Source organism: Agathobaculum sp. LCP25S3_E8, from assembly GCF_052117165.1.
In the GTDB taxonomy this organism is placed as follows: Bacteria; Bacillota; Clostridia; order Oscillospirales; family Butyricicoccaceae; genus Agathobaculum.
The window spans coordinates 25,983-45,691 of sequence record NZ_JBQKJR010000023.1 but is presented as its reverse complement, the minus strand read 5'-3'; the positions used below and the strand labels follow the sequence as shown (position 1 = coordinate 45,691).

The window sequence follows — 19,709 nt, the reverse complement described above, 5'->3', positions numbered from 1 at the left end:
TGCGATCTCGGCGCCCTTCTTTGCGCCTTCTTCAAATACATCGCATACGGCGACCACTTCCGCGCCGCGGATGCGGTTCTGAATGCGCTCGATATGCTCGCGGCCGATCATACCGCAACCGATGACTGCAATCTTGAGTTCCATTTGATGTACCTCCTAAAAATAATGAAGATTTTTGTGTAAGTATATCTGCTGCTGCGCCTTGTGAAGCATGACGCAGCGGGACAGGCGAAAGGGATGGATTACGCGGCCAGACCGAGGGGCGAGAACAGCACGTACACGCCGATAGCGACCAGAATGCCGATGATCGAAACGATGTGGCGGTATTTCCAAGGAGTCATATCTACTGCGCCGCAGTCCTCCACTTCGTACACATCGCCAGGATGATACTTATTGAGCCACCACATGATGCCCAGTTCGATTGGGAACAACACTGCCATCGCGTACAGATAGTGAATCGGGTTGTCGCTACCCGGATAACAGGGCTTGAGCAGCAGGAACACGCCGTAGCAAACCACATGGAAGATCGTGATGATCTTAGGCATGGACTTGGGGCTGCGCTTGAACATGAAGATGCCGAGGATGGTGCACAGCACAGGGAGAGAGACGAACTGGCTCATCGAGTTGAGGAAGGTCGTGATACCGCCCGCGTTCATAATGAACGGCGATATGACAATAGCGACGCAGCCTGCGATCGTGCCATAAATCTTGCCGACTCGTACGCACTTGACATCAGACGCTTCCGGGTTGATCGACGATCGGTAGAGATCAAGCGTGAACATGGTAGATGCCGAGTTAAGTACGGAGTTGAAGGACGACAGAATCGCGCCGAACATGACGGCGGCAAAGAAGCCCATAACCGGTGCAGGAACGATTTCCGCAATCAGTGCAGGGTAGGCAAAGTCAATCGCCTTATCTCCGGCGGCAGCGAGCTGATCCTGAATAGTGGGTAAATAAAATGCGATGATGCCCGGGATAACCAGATACAGCGGGCCGAGGCACTTGAGGAAGCCACAGAAGATCGCGCCCTTCTGGCCTTCCTTCAGGCTCTTAGCAGCCAGTGCACGCTGGACAAAGGACTGGTTGGTACACCACCAATAAAGATTGTTAAAGAACATACCGGTGATGATCAGCACCCATGGAACCTCGGGTTCTGGTGCATTCCATGCGTTGATCGCGTTGAGCTTGGACGGGTCGGCTTCGATGATGTAGCGCACGCCGTCCAAAATGCCATCGCCACCGGTCGCGGCAGACAGTGCTGCAAAACCGAGGAAAGGGATCATTAAACCACCGATCAGCAGGCCGATGCCGTTAATTGTGTCGGATACTGCGACCGCCTTCAGACCACCGAAGATCGCGTAGCAACCGCCGATGATGCCAATGATCACACAGATAATGGCAACAGCAACGAATTTGCTTGTGCCAAGCATGCCAGAAATGTCAAAGATCTGTTCGAATACAACTGCGCCGGAATACAGGATGACCGGCAGATTGAGGATGGAGTACATCACAACGATGACCAGTGAGAACATGGTCTTGGTGCTGCGGCCGTAGCGCTGTTCCATCAAGGACGGGATGGTCATTGCGCCCATCTTAAGGTAACGCGGCAGGAAATAGTAGGCCAACACGAGCAGCGTAAACATCGAGCCGACTTCCCACGCAATCGGGCCCATATTGGTTTTCCAACTCTGGCCGTTCAGGCCAACCAGCTGCTCGGCCGACAGGTTGGTCAGCAGTAGCGAGCCAGCGATGACTACGCCCGGCAGCCCGCGTCCGGCAAGAAAGTAACCCTCGGCGGTGTCAAGCTTGTCGTCGCGTGTTTTCCATGCGGAAATGATTGCGACCAGTGCAGTAAACAGCAGAAAGGAAATCGCTGTCCAGGTAAGTGAATCAAAGAATGTCATTCGATATCCCCCGTTTCCAGTAAATTCGTTGTTGTCGTATGTTCACGTGAACGCAATTGAGAAAAGAAAAAACCGCACGAACGAAATACAGTAAAATGGGAATAAATCGAACCTTGCTTGGCTTTGTATCGTGGCGGAATCTCTTTGTTGCATTCAGAATAGCACTGCAAAATTGTGTTTTCAAGAGAAAAAATCCTAAAATCATTTTTTTCGTCGGATACGAACAAAAAACACAGGTAGCAGTTCGTGAAAGTAACTAATCCTCACACTTTTTTGCGTGCATTTGCGTGCATTTTATTGTATGGTCTGCACAAAATACAAGCAACAAACCGTAGCATTCTGCTCTTTGTATTAAAAATGGCAAAAGAGTGCTAAATATGTATGCTTGCATTGTGCGTGCATTGTGATATAATTAACACAGCAAAAACGGGAGGGGTTCACATGGCAGTCACCGCACAGCAGATTGCTGATTTGGTCGGCGTATCGCGGGGCACAGTTGACCGTGCGCTACATAACCGCGGCCGCGTCCGACCCGAAGTTGCCACGCGCATTCGAAAGGTCGCGGAAGAACTGGGCTACCGTCCCAATCCGATCGGGCAGGCGCTGGTCAAAACGCCGCGTGATTTCCGCATCGGCGTCATTTTACAGTCAGCAGAGACGCCGACCATGCAAATCGTGTCTGCCGGTGTGCACCGTGCCGCAGCAGAACTGTCCAGCTCAGGTGTGGAACTAGTGCTGCGTGAAGTCACAGGACTGGATACCGAACTCGTGCTCGAAGCGATCGAGGAACTTGTTGGACTGGGCATTCAGGGCATGGCGATTGCGCCAAGCACGGAAACCGAAATCCGCCACTGCATCGACGATCTGTACGAACAGGGCATCCCGGTCGTTACGCTCAATTCAGATGTACCGGGTAGCAAACGCCTGTGCTTTATCGGCATGGACAACTACCGCGGTGGACAGACTGCAGCCGGTTTGATGTGCCAGCTACTTCCGGAAGGCAGCAAGGTGTTTCCATTGGCCGGACATTTAAACAACACCGCGCATAACAACCGACTCAACGGTTTTTTTGACGTGCTGCGTCAGGAGACTGCCTACCATCTGACGCTATTACCATTCCAACCCTGCTTTGACCGTGACGATTATGCTTATGAGATCACGCAGCATGTGCTACAGGCGGAACCGGATGTTGCAGGAATTTATGTTGTGTCAAATGGTCAGCAGGGCATCTGTCAGGCAGTGGAAGAACTTGGACTCAAACGAAGGGTCAAGGTGATTGCATTTGACCTGAATGCACCGAACCTATGTCTGCTACAAAGCGATAGCTTGAGTTGTGTGCTTGATCAGGAGGCGTTTGAACAGGGCTATCGCTCCCCCTATTTGCTCTACGAATACCTGATGCACCAAAAAAAACCCGCGCAGCCGCTTATTTACACAGATATCGCGATCCGCACCAAGTACAACAGCGACTTGCACACTTTCAACCAACTGCTTGAGGCACAGATGGAGCACATTAATGCTACATCCCGGAAATAGCTTTTGGGCAGGTTATGCTCGCCCTGTCCACAGCAAAAAGTCTCGTATCCAATCGGATACGGGACTTTTGGGTACCGCCATACGAAATCGAACCAGCACAGTATCGCTACCCGAGGATTTTAAGTTTTATCTAATATTCGTTACTGCACTTTATGATATTCCCCTAATGCTTATTCGGTATCATATCATTTATTTTTAACACTTTTTGCAATTTTTTGAAAAATATCGCTAATCTGATGACAAATTGTTGGCAACCCTAATTATTGCAGCGTCACTTCTTATTAATTTACTTAGCAAACATCATGTATTCACAACATTAGAAAAGATGTCTTCAATGATGACAACAGTTTAAATTTTGAATATTTAGGACGGAATAGGAAAGACAGCAACGACATTCAATCTTGGAGATTTTCTGGCTAAGCAAAGTAAATCCGTCCTGCTGATTGACAACGACAGCCAAGCGTCGCTCACTAAGGTGATAGGTATCTCCACCGCCAACTGTAAAATGACGCTTACGACACTGAGGTGCCACGCAATCGACACCCCCGAACTGCTCGAAGAAAGTATTGCACAAGCAATCCAGCATCGGGACAATCTCAACCTGCTGCCGGCACACCAGAAACGGAGCGGCATTGCAATACGGCTGTCACCATATTCGGTGACGCAGATAGTGCGAACCGGTACAGGTATTAAATTAATATCATACATCTTATTAGCCTGCATTGCGATTTTATTTCAATCGATTAAAGTCCGCATCCGGATTTATAAATGATCAATGCACCTGCAGCATCAGATGAGATCATCATTCCAGTGCAGGCCATTATCTGGATGCGGATACCCTACTGGATACACTGGAACTGGTGCAGCCAATACGAGCAGCTTATCAGCCAAACCTTTCCTTATGCGGTCTGCTGTTAACTATATACAAAGGGCGTACACTATTAGCCAAGGCGGTAAAGGAGCAGATCGAGCAGAATTATGGTTCACCCATACATGTTTTTGCCCAACCGATCGACTACTCCATCCGCGTGGCAGAGCATTCGGTCTATGGTGAATCTTGCTGGACTATGCACCAGACTGTCCGGCAGAGAAATACTACGCTATGGTGGCAGAAGGAGTGATTTTGCATGGGTAATCCAAATATTGTATCCGCATTACGTCGGTGTGCTGAAACGGCGACTCCAGCGGAATCTTCTGCTACATTGCAAGGCGAAGAAGATCAGACATATGAACTTCTTTTTAGCAGAAAATGTCTCCACCGCAAGGAAAGATTCGCTTCGCAGAAACACTGCCCTGCAGCAACAAGTATATCGTGTAATAAAAAGTTATCGTTTTGTTTTTTAGGGTATTCTCAAATGACGTAATGTGGAACGATGTACAAGAAAAAGGTGGCTATAACAGCCACCTTTTTTGTTTTTACGCCGCACGCTGCATCCGAATCCCGTCAGCCCGAATCTGCAATTCCTGCGAATACAGCTGGAGGGAGTCGAATTCCGCGTCGGTTTCACTCAATTCCTTTCTGAACAGCGCCTCATAGCGCTGTTTTTTCTGTGTCAGATCGTCGATGCGGCCAATCCAGCGCTCCATGATGGACGGACTCTGGCACCCGCTGTCGATCAGATACATAGCGCGCTCCTGATATTCCTGTGCCTCCTTGCGCACAAGCGTATAAAATTCAGAAGCCATCTTTTCCCGTTGTTTTTCGTCGTCCGCTACATAGAAGCTGTTGACTACCAGCGCTTTCTCGTTCTGGTTGGCGCGATTGAGCTCCTCGAGGAAATCTTCGAACAGGCCCACCTTGTGCATCTTATCCCGCGGGACAAAGTACAGCTTGCCGTAAACCGAGATTGGCAGGGCGTCCAGCGTGCCAAGGTAGTGCAGCAGGATCGTATCGATCTGGCTGCGGCCAAGGCAGTTGCGGAACACCTGAAACTTTTCCTCCATGCTCCAGCAAAGCTGCTCCACATCAAGGGACGGGTCGTTTTCTACGACATCGTGGTACATCCGGTCTGTGTCGCGGTCATAACAGATGTTCGCCAGCTTGTCATACCGGTTGGTACGCAGGCCAACGGTTTCACGCACCAGTTCGCGCGAATACAGGTTTCCGTCCCGCATATTGTCGCGGCAGTAGATTCGGAAGATCTCCTGTGAACCGCTGGCACCTGCTACCGTGCGGCGCGTGACCTTGCCGGTCGCGTTTTTGAACGCGTCCACAACCGAGATGCGCCGTCCGGAATAAGGAAAATCCAGCGCCGTGCAAATGCGCTCGAAGTCCTCCTTCTGTACCAGTACATCGGCCAGCGAGTAATACAGAAATTTGCCAAGCAGCTGGCTTTCGTCGGTGCTGTTCTGTACTACCATAAAGCCGTTCGGATTGGTTGTCATAATGCAATTCCTCCTCATGCACTTCGCTTCATCGCCAGATAATCGTCAATGCCCTTACAGGCCGGGTCCCATGCCATCGTGCGGCAAGGGATGCCGGTTTTTTTCAGTTCTGCCTGCAGTCTCGCGGCCGCGTCTGCCACCTGTGCGTTGTTCCGCTTGTCCATATCGAACGCCTCCCATACACGCCGCACGCCAAGCGCGCGCAGCGTGTCGGGAAGAAAGGAAATCGCGTTGACGCCGGGCAGGCAGACAAACAGTCCGCCGCCGGTCAGTGCGCTGGACACATCGCCCTTGATCGGCCCTTCGGTGATCACCGCCTCTTTGCGGCTGCGGTCACCAGCAACGTGCACCCAGCTCCGTGCGCCGGTGCCATACGGCTTGCCGGTGCTGGACATCCATGCGTACTTCATGTGCACAGCTTCATCGCGGCGGATCTGGATGCCCTGCACACGGCCGTCCGCCGCGCGCACCGGCAATAAAAGGCCGCTGTATGCGCACAGCCGCCACGCGCCCTGTGAGTAGAAAAAGCCGGGAATCCCGTTCAGATCAAACCGGGCGGAGAGCTGCGCAGAAACATAGTCGCGCAGCTCCTTGCCAAATGCCAATGTGCGGTAGCCATTCTGCCGGATGGCAGAATCGGTCAGGCCGCGTGCCAGCAGGTTGTCCTGGTGTACCGCGGACAGAGGCAGCAGCCCCAGCATCGCTCGGTAAACCATATCGCGCTGTAACAGCGGCGCCGGTTCGCGTTCAGGCGGCAGTTTTGCCGCCGGCTTGGGGAAATGGATCAGGCTGTCCTCCAGCAGCTCGTGATACGCGGCTGCATAGGATAACCCGGTGCGCCGCGCGTACAGATCTACTGCGTTGCCATGCGCCCGGCAGTTGAAGCAATGGTACTGGTTCGTGTCTGTGTACAGGTACAGTCGCCGTTTGCGGTCGCCGCAAAACGGACAATTGATATGTAGCTGCCGCAGACCACAATCCTCTACCGGCAGTCCGCTTTTGCGGGCTGCCATCAGGACGGAAAAGGTTTTGTATGCCATGCTTCGTCACCCTGCCTTTTTCTGCGGTGCTTGTACGGCACTCACCTGCAGCGTCTGGCGCGGCACAACACGCGAGAGGATGGTCTGGCCGATGTGCTGCGCGGCGCCGAGGTCGCAGTAGGACTCCGTGTTGTCCACGAACAGCGGATAGCACTTGCCGGAAAGTCGCGATAACAGTTCCACCACCTCCAGTCCGCAGCGGACGCGTTCGGACAATGACAACTGGATATAATCCCGGCCGTCATACGTCAGCTTGAACACGTCCCGCATTTCCCCGCTTTCCTTTACCGGCTCATACAGCTTGAGCCCGGCCTTGTGCATACGCACCGGCGCGAACAGCAGCGCCGCCCGTTCGGACTGATACGCCTTTGCTGCTGTAATCTGGTCGTTTACGATCCGGATTTCTTCATCCAGCTGCGCGAGTGCCTCTTTCTGTCCCTTGGGAAGACTGTCCATCAGCTTCTGGATCTGCTCGATCTCGCTTTCCAACTTGCCCTGCTCATGGGACAGTGTTTGGTACTGCTGCGCTTCTTCGGCTGTCAGGCCACCCAGCACAAGGACTGCGGACAGCTCCTTGATCTTCGCCTTGATACTGTCACGCTGCTGCGCGGCGGTGCCTGCTGGCAGCGCTTGGAGTGCCGCGGAAAGACGGGAGAGCTCGGCAGCTTTTTGTGCTTCAAACTGCTGCCGGCTCTGCGCTTCCTGCACGGCGAGCGCTTCGCCCTGCTGCCGGATGGCAATACCGTCCGCCTGCATTTTCTGCAGCCGCTGGGCAAAGGCCGCCTGCACTTCGGGAAATGCGGCGCCGTCCAAGCGGCGCAGGCAGGTCGGACAGACACCTTGCCGCTGCAAATACTGCAAACGGCCAGCCTCATCGTTGTACTTACCGTACAGAAGCTGAAGCTGGTTTTGCATCTGCTGCAGCTGTGCCGCGCCGGGAGATTTATACTGCCGCTCCCGCGCGGCATCCAGTTCTGCCTGCAGCCGGGCGCGTTCTTGTTCAGCATACCCCTCCGTAACCGCGTCATACTGGGCGTTCAATCCTGCGATCTGCGATTCGATCTCCGAAGTGTCGCAGGCTTGCTGCTTGCGTGCCAGCGGTTCGAGCGCCGCCGTCGTGTGGGCGAGCAGCGCCTGCTTTTCACTAAGCTCTTTTTGCAGCTTTGCCCGTTGGTTTTCGGTCTGCTGCATCTGGCCGTCCAACACTAATCGGTCTTTTTCCAGCTCTTTGAGTGCATCACGCTTGTCTTTCAGATACACTTCCGGCATTTCCAGCCGGTCGTTTCCCAAAATGCCGCGCATGTGCTCGCTGAGATTTGCCATGACCGCCTCGTGCGGTACCGACTGGAGGTATTGCTCGATCAGCTTGCGTCCGCTGCCGCCCAGCACCTCGGTGAAATACAGGGGGTTGAGCAAAGACAGAATCAGGTCACGGCTGCCGAAACGCTCGGCAAAGCGCTCCTGCGTGGTCGTAGTGCCGTCCACGGAAAGAATGCTTTTGCTGTTCTGCCGCACCCGGCGGATCTCATGCGTCTGACCGTCGTCCGTGCGGACAAGCATCTCCACCCGGAGGAAGGGAGCGTCTGCATGGTGCAGATGGTCAAGATCACGTCCGCCGAAGAACGGCGCGCCGGTCAGGGCATAGGCGATCGCGTCTGCAATCGTACTTTTGCCCTGCGCATTGTGCCCGGTGACTGTGGTCATCGGGCCGAAAGACCATTCCTGCTCGGCAGCGAACCGACCAAAGCCGGTGACCTTCAGCGTTTCGATCTGCAAAGCCGAAAACTGTGCCATCATGATTCCTCCTCTCACGCTGCCGTCCGGTAGTCCTGTAGTTCGTAGTACATGCCGCCGGCGCTGTTTCGCTGTACGATCTTTGCGCCTTGGATACGCACGCCGCTGGCCAGACCGGGCTTTACGCCCAGACTGAACACTTTGAGTGCTCGGCCAGCCGGAGTAACGAGATCGACCCACGCAGCGGCCGGATAGCCCTGCATAGGCACCGGCTGCAGGCCGCGTACGGCGTAAATATCCGCCGGCGCATTGCCGGTGTTGGGCGACTGCGCCGAGGTGAGTCCCAGCTTTTGCAGCTGCTCTGCGTAGTACGCAGTGAGCTCCGCCGGGCGGGCGATCTGCTTGTACTTGTCCAGCGATACCCATTTTGCCGGGATCTCGTACAAATAGCGACCAACGCCCCAAAGCACTGCCGCACGCTTGAAACTGTCCGAAATACCGCCTTTGATGGCTTCAATGTCGGTGTTTTCCGCACCGTCTACCTTTTCCACCCACTCTTTGCGCTCCTCCAAATAGATCGAGAGCCCACAGAGCTGGGAGGATATCGGTGTTTTGGGCGTTTCAGACGGGTTTTCGTATTTGCCCGGCTTCGGGACGTACTGGTGCCACGGAATAAACCGTGTGCGCCAGCAAAACGGCCCTACCACATCGTCCAGACGGTTTTGGATCGCACGGCTGTCGACAAATGCCACGACCAGCCCTTCGCTGTTTGAGTTTCGCATTTTGGTCACGCGCCACTCGACGTCCGCAGCGGCAAAAGGCTCACAAAGCTGCCGTCTTAGTTCCTGCCCTGTCATAGCGCACCTCCGATAAAGTCCGTAACGGTTTTGCCCATGGGAATCAGCACATCGCTGTAATAGTACGCCGGCGGTTTGTCCTTCAGATGCTCGAACAGATCGCGGGCAGACAAATCAAGCTTTGTGCAGTCCGGCTTGTAGTAGTCGTCCCCGAACGGAAGGGAGATCACCCGTCCCGGCAAGGAACGCAGTTTCCAGAGCGTATCATAGCCGGTAAACTGGTTGCTGCCGCTGCACAGGTGAAATCCGTTGACGTTCGGGAAGGGACAGCGGTACATCTGGGTGTCCGGCGTGATGATGCCGGTATCCGCAATACCGAGCGCAAAACCGGAGATTTGGTCACTTTTCACCCGGCAACGCAACAGGATGCGTGGCAGTGGGAAGCCCGGAAACTCGGTGTTATGGTACCAGACGGTACAGCGGTCTAAACCGCAGTCTAGCGTGATGTCCCAGCCGTCCTGAAAGGCGGTCAGTGCAATGCAGCCGGGAGGGAGCAGGCCACTGCGCATAGGTGCCAAATGGACGTGCGCTTGCAGCTCGCTTGCCAGTGCGTCACCGGGGATGTGCTTGACCAGACGGGTTCCATCTTCACGGATTAGTTCTGTCTTGACCACGGTTTTCAGCGGATTGAGATAGAGCACCGCTTCACGCACATTGGTCTCCATTATGCTGCCTCCTTTGCCTGCTGCGTCTCTGCAGGGAACGTTACGACCTTGCCGATTTCACCGGACGCGATCAACACCTCTACGCTGGAGCGGAAAAATCCCATGATGTCCAGCAAGGCGAAGAGCAGCGGCTCCCAGTCCGTAAAAGCTTCTACCGCAATCCAGACAGACAGCCCATAGCCGTATTCGTGGTGGGGTTGCGTGACAACGCGGAAGTAACCACTGTACGGGCAGGCATCCAGCAGGGTTTCGTAGACATAGGAGCAGGCGTTCTGATAGTACGCCTCCTGCTTCAGCGGAATGCCATCCCGCGCGGCGCATGCCTGCGCATGGGCAAAGTACACGCGCATGGTTTCGTCCGAAAAGTACATCCGGTTCGTCATGGTGTCCTCGTCGTCGCGGATATCCACGAAATCTGCCAGTGCATAGAGCAATTCATACCAGCTGGCATAGAGGAAATCCTCGTCGCCTGTGAGCAGACTGCCGGTGTTCCGGATGAAATCGTCCAGCTTGCCCGCTGCGTAATATGCGGCCGCCAGTTCGAGCTGCTGAAACGCATATTGGAGGTTTTCATAGCTTCGCACGAACGTCACCCCCTCAGACAAAAGCGATCTGCGGCTGCGGCACCGGTTTGGCATGTACTGCAGGCTGATACATCTGAAGCGCTAAACCGCCAAGGTGATCTGCTTCCTCGCAGCGGTAGTACATCGCGCGGGCATCTTCCGGGTCAAACGCTTCAAAGTCGATGTCCTGCAGCGAGATATACTTGCCCATCAGGAACGGCAGTGCGATACATTCTGTCAGGTACCCTTCGCCAAACAGCGGTTCACCACGGTTTTCCTGCTCCGGCACCGTTTCCAGCGCGCGGACAAACCCTTTTAAATCCAATCTCAACATACTGCTTCACCTCAATATTCGTCTGCAAACAGCACCGTGGTCACGGAACGGTCCCATTCGGTGATGATAAACACCTTCTGACCTGCTGCTTTGTAGGCGGAGAGCAGCCGTTCTCCATGCCGCACCGCGGCATCGTTGAGTTTCCAGTCCTCCTCGCACAGGTCGCCCCAGTCGCAATGTAGATGGCGGCTGAGCAGATGGCCGATGACCAGACTGTTCAGTTCCTCCGCAATGCGTCGTGTCACAACGACCTGACCGGGCGGGAACGGTATTTCGTGGACTACATTCTCATTTACTGCGTTCATTTTTGTTCCTTCTTTCATGCCAGCAGCTTCACACCATCCGGCGTGAGCAGGTTAAACACCATCTTGTTGCTGGTTGTCTCGATGATCTCGGTTGTCATCGCGCCGTCACATTCGTCGTACTGGTCGCCGGTCCGCCTACGGGTGGATTTGATGACCTGACCTTTGATGACATGAGGTGTTTCGCACTCGATCAGCCCATTGATCAGTCCCGAACCGCCCACCAGACCGATCTGACCGATCGTGAGCGGCAGCGGCGGGCGCTTTTCATGCCCGTCCAGTGCAGACCGTTTCGGCAGCATACTGCCCATGCGGCGCATCTGCTCGGCAAGCTCGCGCACGTTGAACTGCGCGCCCTGAAACAGGGAGACCGCCTTTTCTGCGTCCGGCAGTGGATAACTCTCCGGCGGGATATGATCGAGCGTAGGCAGCTTGTCCGGATGAAGCGACACCATTTCCAGCAGTCCAGCCATGCGCGGGTTTTCTGCGCGCGGTTTGCGCACGCCGAGGATAGCGATCTGGCGGAACTTTTTGAATTCCTCCCCGCAGAAGCGGTATGCCATCAGCCGGTCAAAGTGCGCTGCCAGAAAGCTGCACACATCATCAGTGAGCCGGTAATACGGGATGATGTAGATCAGTACGCCGCCCATCATCAGGTGGTCGTAGCTCTCGCCAAGGAACCGCTTTTCGCTCCGCGCGCCGCCGTACATTTGCAGATACGGTGGGTTCAGGAACAGCAGATGGAATGCACTGCGTGAAATGCGGGCGAAATAGTAACTGCCGATCGCCACATGATCCAGCACAGTCTGTGCGGCTTCCGCGCGGCTTTCGTCCAGTTCTGCGCCATATGTCACGGCGTTCTCGCTGTCTGCGAGCTGATGGAGGGCATCGCCCTCACCGCAGCAGGGGTCCAGTAGATTAACCGCTTTACCTTCCGGAAACCGGAGCGCGGCTTTGAGCCAACTGACATGCGCTACCTCAGTGGGATAGTACCCGAGGCGGACGTTGTTCATCAGTCGGCCGATCACGGCGGCATCCACTATTTTGGTTTCGGTGTCCGGCAGCAGCGGCGACATGCGCTGCAGCCAATCGGCAAAAGCGGCAGTGAGCCGGCTGTAATCCTCGGTGCGGATATGAAACGCACTGGCGGCCGCGCTAAGCTGGGCAGTATATGCCGCAGCTTCATGTAGGCCGGCTTCTTCGAGCAGCAGCGCAGACTCTCGCAGTGCTGATACCAGCTTTTGCAGGTGCTGCGCGATCTGACGCAGTTCTGCGGCGCCGCCGGCCTCCCGCAAAGCGGGAAGCTGGTCTGTGCGCCACCGAATATCCTGCGCGAGTTCACCCAGACGACCGCAGACATAAGGGATCTGTGCCATCAAGCCGCCCTCCGTTTCGAGAGCAGCGGCCGGACATTGACCGTTTTGCTGGAGAAAGTCGTCATGCGCGTATCCAGCTCACCGCCTGCGATGATGTTGTACAGCATACAGAGTACCAGTGTTGCCGCCATGATATTGGCGGTCATGGCCTGCGGCGAGGAGACGGAGGCCTCTGCACAGGACAATTCCGATGGAAATTTGTCCGTGGGATCGAGGATATCCGGATAAAACCCCGCAACAGGTTTGCGCACGGTGCGGCCACCTTTGCGAATGCCACAGACAACCTGGCCGTTCGCCATGCCGTTGCCGGAATCAATGTAGACCAGATCCCGCGATCGGTAAAACACCTCATTGCACAGCTGACGGCTGCGGTTGTTGTCCACCGCGCCAATCAGGATCACCAGCGCATCTTTTTGCGAAGAGCGGAGGAGCTTTTGCAGTTCCTCTGCGCTTTCGATATAGTCCGGAACATAGCTGCATTCCATCCCAAACGCCGCCGAATACCGCTCTGCGAGCACGATGGCTTTGTTCCGGCCAAGGTCACAGGCAACGAAGTTCTGCCGGACAAGGTTGCGCTTCTCTACAATGTCGCCATCGCAGAGGATCACGGTAGACGGCCGGAAAACCGAGTACAGCAGGCGGTACAGGTGCGGGGCGATATGCCCGCCGGTACCGCCGCAGCCGATCATCACGATATGGATGGGGCAGGATACGGGAAACCGCATTTATGCCGCCTCCTTTATACCGCCTTCATAGACGGCTTTCAGCCATTCCGGGGCGAAAGGGACATCCGTACGCTCGCAGACCTGCTCCGCCGGGATCTCCACATGGCGGCCGCCGCACGCAAAGCGGCAGCAGATCTCCGGATAATACCGGTCCAGACGGCCGATGACCATGTACAGGCGCGTGGCCTGCTCGTCCCGGTCATCTACCTTGGAGAACCGCGCAGACATGGTGTTATGCGAATGCACGTCCATCACATGCAGGAAGCGCGCTGGGTCTGGCTGCTGCGAGAGATCAGTCTTGACACTCATGGCGTCGATCTTCTGCGGCGGGACGTGCAAAATGTACTCGTTCTCCTGCCGGTCCCACAGTACGTTGACCAGCGCCTCCAGATCACGGCCGTATTCTACGCACACACGACGAAAAAAAGCGATGATCTGTGCAAGCAGCGATGCTGGGAGCCGGGGCAGGCTCATTTGAAAGTCTGCCCGGATGTCCTCGAGTTCTGCGATGCACTGCGACGGTGCGATAAACGTACCGATCTCGTTGCGCCGCATCTCGTACATTTTGCCATCCCGCGCCGGGATATAAGCGATCGCCTTATCCGACTGCGTGGCCTGCTCTGTGCTGACAAATATCCCCTTGTAGGCTGGGAATGGCAGCACGCCTTTTTTTTGCGCCGTAACCGTCGGTTTCACCGCACAAACCGGCTCTTTATCCTTCGGCTTCAACTTCTTGATTGTTTCCTTGAACTTTTTACCTTTCTCGATCTTTGCTTTCACTTCAAAGATACTGTTTTCTGCGTCTGTGACCCGTTCTGTGATGCCTGCATAGATAACCGTCCACGAGACCTGTGCACGCGCTTCGAGTTCCGGACAGTCTGCCGCCATCTTGACGCGCAGCTGCTCAAAGGTAAGGGTGGGATCGTTGATCTCATCCTTGATGGAACCGTACTCGAATACCGGCGGCTTGCCGGCGAGCTTTGCGAGCAAGGCGTCTGCGCTGTCCTCCGCGACGGCGCCGAACAGGTCTATTACCTGACCGGTTGTCTGTGTGGACTGCGGTGCTGGATCTTCCTGTACTTCCGGCGTGGCAGTCGCTTGGGGCTGTGCCTGCGTCATCTGGATCGGTGCTTGCGGCGTGGGTTCCTCTGCCTGCGGCGTCTCGGACTCGACTTTCTCACTTGTGTTGCCGACTGTTTGGGCGTCTTCATGCACTACCGTCTGCGATCCTGCATCACCAAGATCCACCGGCGGCGCGCTGAAGCTGCCGAACAATGCTTCCAGACTGTTTTCCGTACCAAACTCGATGCTTCCAAATCCGTTTTTCTGTTCACTCATTTTTGCTTCCTCCGATCATTTTCGAATTTCTGCACAAAAAAAGACCATACAGTCCCATAAATGGGTGATCTGTATGGTCTACGTGCGTATTGTTCAGGCTACCGATTCTTGTTTACAACTCGGATAGGCAGACTACCTCCCGGGCGGTGATACGATGACAACAAAAAATACGAAAACCTGAGTTTATTTTTATTATAGAGATTCTGATGCTGCTTGTATAGTTGACATTTTGTCGGGTATGCTAATTGCCTTTTGGCCGAAATGTGCTGTATCTTCGGTATAACAGCACAACCCATATCCCCATGCATACTGTCGGCGAACGAATAAGTAAAAATGTAGTTTGGGATGGCATCAGCGAAACGGTCATCCTATCAGAAACCGTGAACCAGATTTTCCGAGATGAAGAGGACTATTACGCTACACCATCCGTAATCTCCAAGGCTGGCTTTGCAGTAAATGCTGTTATAAGATCCGATTTATAAATCATGACGGACTCACAAAAAGTGTTCATAGAAGCGCAGGAAACAACCATTTATCATCTTTCTTACAACGATGTTATATACCTGCCGTTGCGCAATATCGGTAAACTGTTCAATATTGCAAGCACTTAGTGGAAGTATGCAAAACGGGACAAAGAATGTATTTATATCAGAACGCCCATTACGCCTGTACAAAAGAATGCCGATAAAAGCTATTTGAATACCTTTCTTACCCAAAACCAGAAGTTCAATCAGGTGACAACTGAATTGCAAGCATCAGATACGGTGAAGGAGATGAAAACCAACGCTGGTCAAGTCGATGCAACATTGTCAACAATCAAACAGATTCCAATGTCTTCTGGAATTCATCTATTCAGTGTGCAGAAATATCCTGACGATCTTCTTGGCTTTGCCGAGGAGATTTATACTATCGTCTTACGTCGATTACATAGAATTTTCTGAGGTCCTATACGAAGTAATCAAATTAACCCTCAATACACGCACCATCTCCTTCGACGCAGTCATAATAATAATTTTTCCCGCCTTTGTGTGTGACTGATATCAAATTCTTTTTTTGTAATACCTTGCTACACCAATTCGATACTTTTTGGTAGCTACATCCAACAGCATCGCTTATTTGAGCTGCAGACATTGCCTCTTGTTCATTTTTTAAAGTAGCTATAATACCCAGTATTTTTATTTCAACCTCAGTATAGTTTCCCTCAGAAATAGGAATTTCGCAATGAACAATTTCCTCTAGCTCGCAATCACACTCGAAGCAGCGCTTCTTCTTTTTCATCATGGCAACTTCGGCTTCTTCATAAATCTTATTGCATTCAGGGCATCGATAGCTTTTTATGCGGTCTTTCGAAAAGTAACCATCAAAGTTTTGTAAAATACTATCATAAATAAACCGCACAGCGGTAAATTCATCTTTCTCATCTGCATAGGAGATGTTATTATCGTTACATATATCATAGTCGAAAGCAAACAGCACATAATTTCCACCATACTTTGATGCCCGACTATCCTCAAGGCAGTGTACCATGAAATTCTCGCAAAAAACATTCAAATATTTTTTTCTAACGGCATCAATCATAAAATGGCTGGCTGGGCGCCCGGGATTGCGTTTTTTTTCATCAAGTGCTTTCTTGAGCAGGCTATTCCACATATCCATATAATACCCAGGGATAATCCGCTTCTGTATGGCTCCTTGGAATTGCTTGAAATAGATTTTCCGTGTTTCTCGAATGCCAATGTTTATATCGCTGAGCTGTAAAGCGACATTTTGCCTCGTTTCTGCTTGCATTAATGCATTTTGTAAAATCAAGCCGATAGTTCTAGGAACACCCATGGCCTCTCTACTAATACGAGAAACCATTTCTTGCTTGTTCTCTTTAAATATTTCATCCATGGAAATGCCATTTGCATAGATTTGTAACCGCTTTTCAATTAACTCATGAGTAAAGCGCAGAAGTTCTTTTGTTGCTAGCGTAATACCACCATATCGTTCAACAAAATCATTTAAATCCAAAGAAATGGGATAAATATCACGACCAACAATAATGCTTTCGCCAAAATAAAAACGGTCAGTAATGGTGCCAACCTTAAAGAAAATGTTATTTTTTGAACCCAAGAGTTTTTTCAGGAGTAGTGAAAACTTGCTCTGTTCATTTTCAGATAAATCAGAAAATTCATCGATGAAAATATAAATAGCATCTAATCTGCTTTGTTTTCGAATCGTTCCTAAAAATGTAAGAAAATCCTGTACGCTAATACCACGCTTTTCCTTGATTTTTGCAGTTTGTTGATAGGATGCAGAATCCACCATACCAGCAGACAAGTTCATGTCTTTTGAACCTATGTTTAGGTCTGTCGAATCCTTGCTCTCACAACTACTGGTAATAATAATATCTTCTGCGGTAGATTTGAATAGGATTCCCTCCATTAGCATGGCTTGAATCTGTGCGAATTCATCCATCTGGGAGAAATCTTTGCTAAAGCATTTTAAAAAATGTTCCTCAAAAATAGTTTTGAGCTGTCGCTGAAATTCGGCAACCAATTTAGAAATGAAGCTTTCTTCTAGACAAGCATCATCATCCGAAAAAATATCTTTACATTGACTTAAATCAATATAAATAGGCAGGACTTTTTTCTTTTGGAGTATTGGACTTTCTATCTTCACCTTGGGTGATACTGTTTTTAAGCACTCATAGTATGCCCGCATCAACAACACTGTTTTACCTGCTCCGCGGCGACCGTTTATATAGCTATCTTGGTCATTAAGAATCTTAGGGAGATTTTTAAAATAATCAACATAGTATTTATCGAGTGATTCAAGCTGTGCAATTTCTGAAACAGAAATATAATCGGCTCGTAAAATCGACTGAAATGCATTTCTTACCAATTGAATTTGGCTCGTTGACAGTGCCATAGAAATCTCACTCCTGTATATAGCTGTCAAATAATGTAGAACGATGATATATATTATACCACAAAAACAAGATATGAGGGCTGAAATATCCGTAGCTGAGTATCATTACTCCATTTACCAAACGTCTGCAGACCGTTTTTCAGAAGCTATACCGCACCGGAAAATCTTCTCATCTGTTTCCACTTCTGCCAAACTATAACATAGCATTGAGCATTAGGCAGTCATCCTTTGGAGACCACCCCGCTTTAAAATGCTGAATCATATTCTTGACTCGTTCCAACTGTTCGTCTGCGAGCACATATCGTCTATTTTCCATTTTTATCACTAAGAACGATTTACTATATTCGTCAAGATTCTTTGCTTTTTAAATACGATCTAATTGGAAACGAGGTGAAAACAATGATCACTCAAAATATCGCTATCGCCAACCAGAAATGTAGCGTTAGACAGACAACGACCTACGCCAATCTAGGAATCAGACTGGCGCAGACCGAAAAACTTCTGATCGACGGTAATCCGCAAGATAGCATGACGATCAGCATGGATCCCCTCAGCTGGACAAACTGCCCTTTACTCTGCCCAACACGATAGGACATACCCTGATGGACAAGCCGCTGCGACCCGGCGAGGGTATCCCCCTGCACCACCCGAATGGCGTCAACCTGATGCCCACCGACATCCTGCTCTCCGACACGGGGATCTCCATGGTGAACTCCATAAACTGCGAGACCGTTCTGCAGCAGTATCTTGATACACTCAGAGAACAGTATTCACATATCCTGATTGGCTGTCAGCCCTCTCATGGATGTTTACACAGCCAATACGCTGGCAGCCGCCAACACAGTCATAATCCTTGTCCAGGCAGAGTGTCTGCACCCCAAAGGCCTGTAATAGCTGTTCAAAGCAGTAAATAAGGTGAAACGGCAGAACGATTCCAAACTCTAAATCGACAGTATCCTGCTGAAGATGGTGAATAATTGAACCGACTTTACCAAGGCGATTGTAGCCCTTCTGCGTGAAACCGATAGCAGCAAAATCAACGGTTTCCGTGCCTATTCGGAAGGCGTTTTTATAAAGCACTGGAAATATATCTTGGGTGATATGATCCCATTTTTTCTGCAGGTCATTATACTGTCTCAGCTGATTCGAGATGCGATTCTCCCGCGGAGCCAATGATGCTTATCGTCAAAACCGCGGATTTGGATCAGCACCCGATCGTTGATATGAAACTGATCGTCACTGAAATGGTGGGCATATTTGCAGATAATTGTGCAACCATCCGGAAGACGGCAGAATACAGCTCCTCGAGCTTTGTTTGTGATTATGCCGATCCTGGTGCTGCCCACCGGATGTCGGATAGCCGCGTTTGTATAGGGATCAGGACCAATGTCTTTTGTAGACAAAGCAATGGAATCTTCATCAATTTGTGTGACAATGGTGTTCATGGTTTGACCAACATGGTATATTTCCCGCAAATCGCCTAAGTAGTTATAACTCAAACTGGTTTGTCCCATGCTCACGTCATATCCGCCGGCTGTGACGAGCAGTCTGGTAGGCCCAACGGCAAGGATATCCGCGGGCAATATATCGCCCTCTGTCAACCCCTTCACCTCGCGTTGATACCAACGCTGCTGATCTAAAGCCATCACGCGCGAGGCCGCTGCACATTCCCCGCTGCGCTCAATTCCGATTATAACATAGTCCACTTCAGCGCCGACTACACTGCTGGGATGAACTGGCTGATAATCCTGCATCCAGAAAAGCGGCACGGGGATAAGCACCTTGACCAGATACTGCATGACAACGAAACAGGTCAATTCCGTTTTTCCGTTTTCAAGAGCGCCTTCCGGTATTGGTATGACTTCCAACCCAATCACTTTGCCGCGCAGCTGGGAGTGACCGTCAAAAGAAGCGTAAATGGCATTCCATTCTTGCTGTTGCTGTGGAGAAAGCGCTTCGTCCATTTTCTGCAGTTGGGTCGCGTTAAAGTCTTCGACAGAAGTGGAAAAGGCACGGCGTAGTTGTAATTTATCCATG

The 19,709-nt window shown here is 51.7% G+C and carries 19 protein-coding genes and 1 pseudogene; 5 read left to right on the top strand and 15 right to left on the bottom strand.

Going from position 1 to position 19,709, the window contains the following annotated elements; translation table 11 throughout:
* Positions 1–144, bottom strand: a 144-nt coding sequence (locus tag ACTQ34_RS09460) for a Gfo/Idh/MocA family oxidoreductase (protein WP_441363594.1), incomplete at its 3' end; no start/stop codon positions are given.
* A 98-nt stretch (positions 145–242) separates the two neighbouring features.
* A complete protein-coding gene (locus ACTQ34_RS09455; RefSeq protein WP_441363592.1) occupies positions 243–1,904 on the bottom strand; it encodes a solute:sodium symporter family transporter in 1,662 nt (553 codons plus the stop codon).
* A gap of 441 nt (positions 1,905–2,345) precedes the next feature.
* Between ACTQ34_RS09455 and ACTQ34_RS09450 the strand changes: the two genes are divergently transcribed.
* From ACTQ34_RS09450 to ACTQ34_RS09440, 3 genes are all read left to right on the top strand, one after another.
* Entirely contained in the window at positions 2,346–3,440 is a 1,095-nt protein-coding gene (locus ACTQ34_RS09450; protein WP_441363591.1) for a LacI family DNA-binding transcriptional regulator, read from the top strand.
* Positions 3,441–3,813: 373 nt separating this feature from the next.
* On the top strand, positions 3,814–4,212 hold the full coding sequence (locus ACTQ34_RS09445; protein ID WP_441363593.1) for a ParA family protein: 399 nt from the start codon (positions 3,814–3,816) through the stop codon (positions 4,210–4,212).
* The gene (locus ACTQ34_RS09440) at positions 4,209–4,358 is read left to right on the top strand and encodes a hypothetical protein (RefSeq protein ID WP_441363590.1); all 150 of its coding nucleotides are present in this window, start codon (positions 4,209–4,211) and stop codon (positions 4,356–4,358) included. Before ACTQ34_RS09445 ends, ACTQ34_RS09440 begins: the two co-directional genes overlap by 4 nt.
* A 498-nt stretch (positions 4,359–4,856) precedes the next feature.
* Here ACTQ34_RS09440 and ACTQ34_RS09435 read toward each other — a convergent pair whose 3' ends face one another.
* From ACTQ34_RS09435 to ACTQ34_RS09385, 11 genes are read right to left on the bottom strand one after another with little or no spacing between them, the layout of a single operon-like run.
* Positions 4,857–5,825, bottom strand: a complete 969-nt coding sequence (locus ACTQ34_RS09435; RefSeq protein WP_441363589.1) for a DUF6744 family protein — start codon at positions 5,823–5,825, stop codon at positions 4,857–4,859.
* Positions 5,826–5,839: 14 nt separating this feature from the next.
* Positions 5,840–6,865, bottom strand: a complete 1,026-nt coding sequence (locus ACTQ34_RS09430; protein WP_441363588.1) for a DUF3854 domain-containing protein — start codon at positions 6,863–6,865, stop codon at positions 5,840–5,842.
* A 6-nt stretch (positions 6,866–6,871) separates the two neighbouring features.
* A complete protein-coding gene (locus tag ACTQ34_RS09425) occupies positions 6,872–8,659 on the bottom strand; it encodes an AAA family ATPase (protein ID WP_441363587.1) in 1,788 nt (595 codons plus the stop codon).
* Positions 8,660–8,673: 14 nt separating this feature from the next.
* A complete protein-coding gene (locus tag ACTQ34_RS09420; protein ID WP_441363586.1) occupies positions 8,674–9,456 on the bottom strand; it encodes a Rad52/Rad22 family DNA repair protein in 783 nt (260 codons plus the stop codon).
* A complete protein-coding gene (locus tag ACTQ34_RS09415) occupies positions 9,453–10,121 on the bottom strand; it encodes a hypothetical protein (protein WP_441363585.1) in 669 nt (222 codons plus the stop codon). The genes ACTQ34_RS09420 and ACTQ34_RS09415 overlap by 4 nt, the downstream gene beginning before the upstream one ends.
* The gene (locus ACTQ34_RS09410) at positions 10,121–10,705 is read right to left on the bottom strand and encodes a hypothetical protein (RefSeq protein WP_441363584.1); all 585 of its coding nucleotides are present in this window, start codon (positions 10,703–10,705) and stop codon (positions 10,121–10,123) included. Before ACTQ34_RS09410 ends, ACTQ34_RS09415 begins: the two co-directional genes overlap by 1 nt.
* 13 nt (positions 10,706–10,718) lie before the next feature.
* Positions 10,719–11,018 (bottom strand): hypothetical protein, encoded by a 300-nt coding sequence (locus tag ACTQ34_RS09405; RefSeq protein ID WP_441363583.1) that lies wholly within the window; start codon positions 11,016–11,018, stop codon positions 10,719–10,721.
* 11 nt (positions 11,019–11,029) lie between these two features.
* Positions 11,030–11,323, bottom strand: a complete 294-nt coding sequence (locus ACTQ34_RS09400) for a hypothetical protein (RefSeq protein ID WP_441363582.1) — start codon at positions 11,321–11,323, stop codon at positions 11,030–11,032.
* 14 nt (positions 11,324–11,337) lie between these two features.
* A complete protein-coding gene (locus tag ACTQ34_RS09395; RefSeq protein WP_441363581.1) occupies positions 11,338–12,696 on the bottom strand; it encodes a DUF6094 domain-containing protein in 1,359 nt (452 codons plus the stop codon).
* Positions 12,696–13,421 (bottom strand): ThiF family adenylyltransferase, encoded by a 726-nt coding sequence (locus ACTQ34_RS09390; RefSeq protein ID WP_441363580.1) that lies wholly within the window; start codon positions 13,419–13,421, stop codon positions 12,696–12,698. The genes ACTQ34_RS09395 and ACTQ34_RS09390 overlap by 1 nt, the downstream gene beginning before the upstream one ends.
* Entirely contained in the window at positions 13,422–14,759 is a 1,338-nt protein-coding gene (locus ACTQ34_RS09385; RefSeq protein WP_441363579.1) for a hypothetical protein, read from the bottom strand. It abuts the gene before it with no gap.
* A gap of 734 nt (positions 14,760–15,493) precedes the next feature.
* On the opposite strand from ACTQ34_RS09385, the gene ACTQ34_RS09380 reads away from it, so the two are divergent.
* The gene (locus ACTQ34_RS09380; RefSeq protein WP_441363578.1) at positions 15,494–15,700 is read left to right on the top strand and encodes a hypothetical protein; all 207 of its coding nucleotides are present in this window, start codon (positions 15,494–15,496) and stop codon (positions 15,698–15,700) included.
* Positions 15,701–15,722: 22 nt separating this feature from the next.
* On the opposite strand, the gene ACTQ34_RS09375 is transcribed toward ACTQ34_RS09380, so the two are convergent.
* Positions 15,723–17,672, bottom strand: a complete 1,950-nt coding sequence (locus ACTQ34_RS09375; protein ID WP_441363577.1) for an ORC-CDC6 family AAA ATPase — start codon at positions 17,670–17,672, stop codon at positions 15,723–15,725.
* 399 nt (positions 17,673–18,071) lie between these two features.
* Here ACTQ34_RS09375 and ACTQ34_RS09370 point away from each other — a divergent pair.
* A pseudogene (locus ACTQ34_RS09370) lies at positions 18,072–18,719 on the top strand (ParA family protein); the annotation flags it as partial.
* An 89-nt stretch (positions 18,720–18,808) separates the two neighbouring features.
* On the opposite strand, the gene ACTQ34_RS09365 reads toward ACTQ34_RS09370, so the two are convergent.
* Positions 18,809–19,708: a hypothetical protein gene (locus tag ACTQ34_RS09365; protein WP_441363576.1), complete on the bottom strand. Its 900-nt coding sequence runs from the start codon at positions 19,706–19,708 to the stop codon at positions 18,809–18,811.
* Between the last annotated feature and the right edge of the window lies 1 nt (position 19,709).

What these genes read in the sequence shown, in the direction of transcription:
- ACTQ34_RS09455 (WP_441363592.1), bottom strand. Translation starts at nt 1,904, where the DNA reads ATGACATTCTTTGATTCACTTACCTGGACAGCGATTTCCTTTCTGCTG.
- ACTQ34_RS09450 (WP_441363591.1), top strand. Translation starts at nt 2,346, where the DNA reads ATGGCAGTCACCGCACAGCAGATTGCTGATTTGGTCGGCGTATCGCGG.
- ACTQ34_RS09440 (WP_441363590.1), top strand. Translation starts at nt 4,209, where the DNA reads ATGATCAATGCACCTGCAGCATCAGATGAGATCATCATTCCAGTGCAG.
- ACTQ34_RS09435 (WP_441363589.1), bottom strand. Translation starts at nt 5,825, where the DNA reads ATGACAACCAATCCGAACGGCTTTATGGTAGTACAGAACAGCACCGAC.
- ACTQ34_RS09430 (WP_441363588.1), bottom strand. Translation starts at nt 6,865, where the DNA reads ATGGCATACAAAACCTTTTCCGTCCTGATGGCAGCCCGCAAAAGCGGA.
- ACTQ34_RS09425 (WP_441363587.1), bottom strand. Translation starts at nt 8,659, where the DNA reads ATGGCACAGTTTTCGGCTTTGCAGATCGAAACGCTGAAGGTCACCGGC.
- ACTQ34_RS09420 (WP_441363586.1), bottom strand. Translation starts at nt 9,456, where the DNA reads ATGACAGGGCAGGAACTAAGACGGCAGCTTTGTGAGCCTTTTGCCGCT.
- ACTQ34_RS09415 (WP_441363585.1), bottom strand. Translation starts at nt 10,121, where the DNA reads ATGGAGACCAATGTGCGTGAAGCGGTGCTCTATCTCAATCCGCTGAAA.
- ACTQ34_RS09405 (WP_441363583.1), bottom strand. Translation starts at nt 11,018, where the DNA reads ATGTTGAGATTGGATTTAAAAGGGTTTGTCCGCGCGCTGGAAACGGTG.
- ACTQ34_RS09400 (WP_441363582.1), bottom strand. Translation starts at nt 11,323, where the DNA reads ATGAACGCAGTAAATGAGAATGTAGTCCACGAAATACCGTTCCCGCCC.
- ACTQ34_RS09395 (WP_441363581.1), bottom strand. Translation starts at nt 12,696, where the DNA reads ATGGCACAGATCCCTTATGTCTGCGGTCGTCTGGGTGAACTCGCGCAG.
- ACTQ34_RS09390 (WP_441363580.1), bottom strand. Translation starts at nt 13,421, where the DNA reads ATGCGGTTTCCCGTATCCTGCCCCATCCATATCGTGATGATCGGCTGC.
- ACTQ34_RS09385 (WP_441363579.1), bottom strand. Translation starts at nt 14,759, where the DNA reads ATGAGTGAACAGAAAAACGGATTTGGAAGCATCGAGTTTGGTACGGAA.
- ACTQ34_RS09375 (WP_441363577.1), bottom strand. Translation starts at nt 17,672, where the DNA reads ATGGCACTGTCAACGAGCCAAATTCAATTGGTAAGAAATGCATTTCAG.
- ACTQ34_RS09365 (WP_441363576.1), bottom strand. Translation starts at nt 19,708, where the DNA reads ATGGATAAATTACAACTACGCCGTGCCTTTTCCACTTCTGTCGAAGAC.